The following is a 418-nucleotide window of genomic DNA, read 5'->3' as shown; positions in this document are numbered from 1 at the left end:
GAAGTTGCGGAACCCGTAGTCCGCCTCGCTGAACGTCGGGTCCTTGCACAACACCGTGCGCTTGAGCACCGACGCGGTGACCGGGCCGCTCGTGGACGCCTCGAGGTCGGCCAGCGTCTGCGCGACGCGCACCTCCATCGGGACGTCCTCGCCCGACGGCGCGTCGTCGTCGGTCTCCGGAGTCGTCGCGACGAGCGCGGGCTCGTCGGTCGGCTGCTCGACGGGCGTCGTCTCGCCGTCGACCTCGGCGTTCTCGGTCACGACGGGCTCGCCCCGGCGCGACGAGCGCCCGACGGCCTCGCCGAGCTCCGCGAGCGCCGCCGCGGCCGGGGTCTCGACCTCCGGCTCGGCGATCTCGGTCGCCTTGCGGCGCCCGGACGTGCGACCCCCGGTGCGCTTCGCCTTCGCGCCGCCCGAC

The 418-nt window shown here is 75.4% G+C and carries 1 protein-coding gene; it reads right to left on the bottom strand.

The genetic code is table 11. The features are described 5' to 3' along the window. The coding region (locus tag G3I78_RS49270; protein WP_203616577.1) for a hypothetical protein at nucleotides 1–418 on the bottom strand (418 nt) is incomplete at both ends.

Source organism: Streptomyces sp. SID13726 (assembly GCF_010548375.1).
Lineage (GTDB): Bacteria > Actinomycetota > Actinomycetes > Streptomycetales > Streptomycetaceae > Streptomyces.
Note: the sequence above shows the minus strand (reverse complement) of the source record. Positions and strands in the feature narration are given on the sequence as shown.